This is a genomic window from Mesorhizobium loti CJ3sym (genome assembly GCF_000472785.1).
GTDB lineage: Bacteria > Pseudomonadota > Alphaproteobacteria > Rhizobiales > Rhizobiaceae > Mesorhizobium > Mesorhizobium loti_E.
Window position 1 is genome coordinate 1 of sequence record NZ_AXAL01000065.1, and the last position, 5,010, is coordinate 5,010.

Genomic DNA, 5,010 nt, shown 5'->3' on the forward strand with positions numbered 1-5,010 from the left:
TGACAAAAGTCGCATTTGGCAGCAGCGCCTGCAGCATCTTCCACCGTTCTAGTGTCAAGAACCATGAGTGCTCATCCACGCCGACACGCCCGGCCGCCAAGCCCAAGCCCTCGAGGGCTCTCCGCGCCGCGTCGAGTGAAACGCGGATCGGATCGGATGAATCTGCGTAGCTCGTGTGGCTCGTGACCCAAGACGTGAGGTNCGCTGCTGGGATTTCTACATCGCGCAAGATCAGCACTGGATCGCGATGGCTCGGAACCGCTACGGCGTGATATGAGAAAAAGCCCGCCCCAGCGTCGAGACCTGTCAGATATTGAATGTTCTCGGGCTGATGCAGGAGTAACACGTCCAGATCATGCTTTGCCATTTCCTCCTGCGTGCGTTGAAGGCGTGTCTTATATTCTTCAACAGGGAAATCCATCCCGCTATTCGTATGCTCGGTCACCGTCGTGGGCTCCTTCGTTGTCGCCCCACCTCTAGATGTGCGTACCTTCTGCATTCGCCTGGGTGAAACAAATCTCTTGGCCAAGGATAGCAATTGGGCAAGTGGTACCATCCGGAGGAGAGGACTTTGCGCCAAAATGAGTCAGCAGCTGAAACGTGAGCCGCGCAAGGGTGCTCGGTTTGACATGCAATCTTCCGTTGGCCTCCGTTCGACGACCCGTTAGGGATTCATCCAAATCAACGGGCTGTATGTAAGCGAGGATCTACTGCTCGTCATCGCGATCGGCATGAAGGGGCGGAATAAGAGCAGTTCGAAATCGTACGAGGCCTTTATCAACCAAAGACAGCTACGGCGGATTTGACGATGATGCAGCCATACTGGCTTTGGCGCATCTGACGACCTATGGCTGTGCGAAAAACATTCGTCAAGTGCAGCGCAGGCGTCACGCGCGGCGACAGGGTACGCACGCTCTCCCGGCCATGCCTGGTTTTGCGAATGACGTTTCCTGTGACGACGCGCTGCGACCATCGGAAGTCGATCTCGTGGAAATACAGGTCGGCATGCTGCGGGCTGATATGATGAAAGACGCCGGCGATGGTACGGGGGACGCGGAGTTGAAGCCCTCGACCGAGTTGACGTGGACAGCGTCGCGAACAGCTGGTCTCATGCTTGGCAAAGCTCTCACCAATGGCCATGAATGCCTTCCACTCGTCGCTCATCAAGTGAGCTCCGGGTTCAATCTGCGCCTCAACGACGCGTTCGCTTGCTCGCGCCGAAAGACCGGTCACAACCGCCGCACGCGCATCACCGGCCAGCGTGCCACGCATTACATCAGTCGGACGCCGCACCATTGCCATAACTGACGTTTTGTGCGTATTCGCCTGGCCTTTCCAGCCGCGGCCCGGAGGTGGGTCGTCGGGATTCTTTCTGGGCCTTTCACCGAGATGGAAATGGTCGATCTCCACCGTGCCGGCGAGCACGTTCTCCCGCGCCACCAATAAGACGCAGTGCATGTCCAATTCGCCAGATGCTGGCTGGCTCACCCCGAGCGCCTCGGCTGGACGCACCCACGACAAGCCCTTGTCGGATGGCAGTAACAGCCACATAGCCTTCAGGCAAACACTCAAGGGAAGCTTCGTGGAGTGCAGAGGCGTATGTGTCGTCACCGTGAACTGGAACCGGCAATCGCCGCTGGAACATTGATAACGACCCGGTCGGGCACGCCGCTTGCCGGTATCGCGACCGGCAAGTGCAATCGAGCGTTTGTATCCGCAGGCGGAGCAGATCCGGCCATCCGGCCGAACCAGCAACCGACGGCTATGCTGCTATCCGGAAGGCCGCGATCATTTCTTCAACAGTTCGAATGCTGGAAAGCGTGACAATGTTCTTCATCAGCCATGCAGCAGCCACGCCTGAACCAGGGTACCAAGGTTCGAAATAAGTGCAGCTGACCACTAGCAACGGAACGACTTATGTAAAACGGTAACGGGTGGAGATGTTCTCCTCGACATTGTCAGAGCTTCTCGATCGATTGCGGGCTGGATTTCACGAGTTATTCAAATGGCCCTCGCCATTCAAGCCAAGCCGCCAAACTTGCGCACCCGCTAACACCAGAAGCGGGATCCGTCATGGCTAGGGTCAGGATCTGTAATTTGCAGAGCTTGGCGGTGTATCCCTTGAGGGTTTCAAGGATCTGTCCGCACTGGCCGAGCCGGAGCTGGTCGTGCTGTATCGGGTCTCACAAGGCCGGACGTTGCATTGACTCGAAGCGGGCTGTCAGGCCCATCTGACTACCTTCGCATATCGTCCGTCCCTGCGTTCCCTCGCGGGACACCGCCCTCGGATCAGCGCTGGCGCTTCACCGCTGGCAAACTGTTTCTACCTCATCTCAAGCCTCGAACAAAGTGCCGTCGCGCAGCATGGCATGCATGATGACAGCGAGACGCCGCGCGAGTGCCACTCGGGCTTTCTTCAGGCCGCGGCGCTTCGAGATTTTCAGCGCCCAGGTCTTGAGCGCGAAGCTCTCCCGGCTCCGAGTCAGGATTGAGTTGGCCGCTTCATAGAGAAGCTTGCGGACCATGCTGTCACCTTGCTTGGTGATCCGGCCGGTCCAGTCGAGTTCGCCAGATTGACGACGCCTGGGCACCAGACCAAAGTAGGCGCCCGCGTTTCGCGATTGTCGGAACCGACCGCCTCGTCGATGGCGGCGGAGAACGCGGCTGAAGTCTGGATGCCAACACCAGGTATACTCATAAGGATTTGGCAGGCCTGCGACTGAGCGGCGAGCATACGCAGCTTGAGATCCAGCTCCTTGATCTGCTCGACCAGTTGCACGCGCACCGTCAGCAACGAAGTAATCGCTTCGCCAAGACCAGGGATGTGGGATGCTTCCATGATGCGTTCGATGAAGGCCTTTCCCTGCCCGACGCCCGGCCTATAGCCGAAGGTAGCGCACAACCAACGGATCATGTTGTCGAGCCGGACACGGGCCTCCACCAGATGACCGCGAGCGATGATCATGCTGCGTATACCGTGTGCGCCCGGCGATTTGACATGAACCTCCTTGTAGAAGCCCGTTCTTGCCAGTTGCGCGAGCCCTGCAGCATCATGCGGATCGGTCTTGTTCGCCTTCATCGCCTCGAGGCTCTGGTGCGCCTGGCGGGCATCGATACACACCACGTTGACGCCCAACTCCCGCAGGCCAAGGCAGATCGCGGGTGACATACGTCCGGTTTCGATCACCGCCCGCTCGATCGGGCCGTGTCGGCGTAATGCGTCGGCGATCGCATCCGGCGTGCTCTCAGCGTTCTCGGAACTCAGCTTGCGCCCATTTTCATCGATAATGCAGACCTGCGTGCTTTCCATCGACAGGTCCAGTCCGGCATAATGCTTCATGGCTGTTTCCTTCCTTCAGGATTCGACAACCAGAAGTGTGCGCCTCACCCGAGTCCCGAGGGAAGCAACCACAAATTACACGATGACTCATAAGCGCGCAGCCACAGGCGTATTGACGCGAGCTGGACCATGGGGAGGAAGTTGTCGGCGAGCTTTTCATAGCGGGTTGAGACGCGACGGAAGTGCCTCAACTTGGAGAAGAAGCGTTCGATCAGGTTGCGCTCGCGGTAGAGCCGTTTGCTGAAGCAGGGCTTCCATTTCCGGTTACTCTTGGCCGGGATGTTGGGCGTGGCACCCTGCCCCTGGATCAGTGCCCGGATGCGGTCGGCGTCGTAGGCTTTGTCGGCCAGCACGATGGTGCGTGGGCCAAGATGATCGAGAAGCCGATCAGCGATCTGACCGTCATGTGCCTGTCCTGCTGTCAGACCGAGCCGGATTGGGAGCCCTTGCGCGTCGTCGACGACGTGGATCTTGGTCGTGAGCCCACTGCGCGATTGACCGAGACAATGATCTGGCCCCCCTTTTTTGCCGTCGCAGCCTGCTGGTGCGCCCGGATGGAAGTGCTGTCGATCATCTGTATGGCGCCGTCGTGGGCGGCGCTGATGGCGTCCATCAGGCGGTCCCATACGCCTGCCTTCCGCCATCGCGCAAACCGGTTGTAGCAGGTGGTCCGCGGACCGTAGCGTTCCGGCAGGTCTCGCCATGGGGCACCGGATCGCAAGACCCAGAAAATGCCGTTCAGCACGTGGCGGTCATCGACGCGCGGCATCCCTCCCGGCTTGTTGGGCAAGAGCGGCTCGATAACGCGCCACTCGAAGTCGGTCAAATCATATCGGCTCATAGAGAGTCTGAATCAGAATTCGCGGAGATATGAAAGTGGACCGTCGGAAAACGGCTTAACCGCAAATATTGACGGATCGCTTGGCAACGCTGCATCCTTGGCACCATGCTAATCGCAGACGCTGAAGCCAGGATCCGTGAGATCATAATTTCCATCTCCGCAGGGGACTGCCAGAGTGCAGTCACCAAAGCGGATGTGTCGCACTGTTCGGCGGCCGACGTCGATCGCGTTATATCGGATTATGGACGAACATTCTCTGCGCCGCCGTTTGCCGTTTGGATGTAATAGCTGTCAACACAGCGGTCGGCGAAGAAGTGGTCAGTCCGAGCGCCGCTTTGGAGCCAAAACGAAGGTGGTCGATCCGATTTGGAGCTTCGTCTCACCGTGACAATGATCAACGGTGTGGCGACGGTTGAGCTAAAGCGTGTCGCGATTAATTGGCCTCATATCCGGCAGCTTTGAAGAAGTTTCTGCATTCGGCTGGCTGGAACAGATGGCAGATATCGCCGAGAGCCTCGCAGAGGGCATCGAAGCTTCTGGCCGCCTTCTTTCGCAGCCTCGCCTTGAGTTTTGAATAGGCCATCTCGATCGGGTTGAGGTCTGGCGAGTATGGCGGCAGGAACAGGAGCCATGCGCCCCTTTGGCGAACCAGTTGCGCGGCGCGCTCGTTCTTGTGGAAGCCGACATTGTCGAGAATGACGACATCGCCGGGCGACAGTTCGGGAGCGAGCTGAGTTTCGACGTAGCGTTCGAAGATGGCGGCATTCATCGGCGCGTTGACGATCCATGGCGCGACAAGACCGTGGCATCGCAGCCCGGCGATGAAGGT

4 protein-coding genes and 1 pseudogene are annotated in these 5,010 nt (G+C 58.7%); all 5 read right to left on the reverse strand.

The window, feature by feature from the left end:
* Positions 1-556 (reverse strand): aminopeptidase P family N-terminal domain-containing protein (locus A3A9_RS0136365; RefSeq protein ID WP_430515915.1); only part of this gene is annotated, 556 nt, incomplete at its 3' end.
* A gap of 221 nt (positions 557-777) precedes the next feature.
* Positions 778-1,755 (reverse strand): IS1595 family transposase, encoded by a 978-nt coding sequence (locus A3A9_RS41610; RefSeq protein ID WP_152536301.1) that lies wholly within the window; start codon positions 1,753-1,755, stop codon positions 778-780.
* 578 nt (positions 1,756-2,333) lie between these two features.
* Positions 2,334-3,340, reverse strand: a pseudogene (locus A3A9_RS0136380) (IS110 family transposase).
* A gap of 44 nt (positions 3,341-3,384) precedes the next feature.
* Positions 3,385-4,181, reverse strand: a protein-coding gene (locus tag A3A9_RS43635) for an IS5 family transposase (protein ID WP_411970574.1) whose coding sequence is annotated in 2 segments (ribosomal slippage) — positions 3,385-3,834 and positions 3,837-4,181 — 795 coding nt in all. Because the reading frame shifts where the segments join, the coding sequence is not laid out codon by codon here.
* Between the two features lie 433 nt (positions 4,182-4,614).
* Positions 4,615-5,010, reverse strand: a 396-nt coding sequence (locus A3A9_RS0136395; RefSeq protein ID WP_027061204.1) for a transposase, incomplete at its 5' end; no start/stop codon positions are given.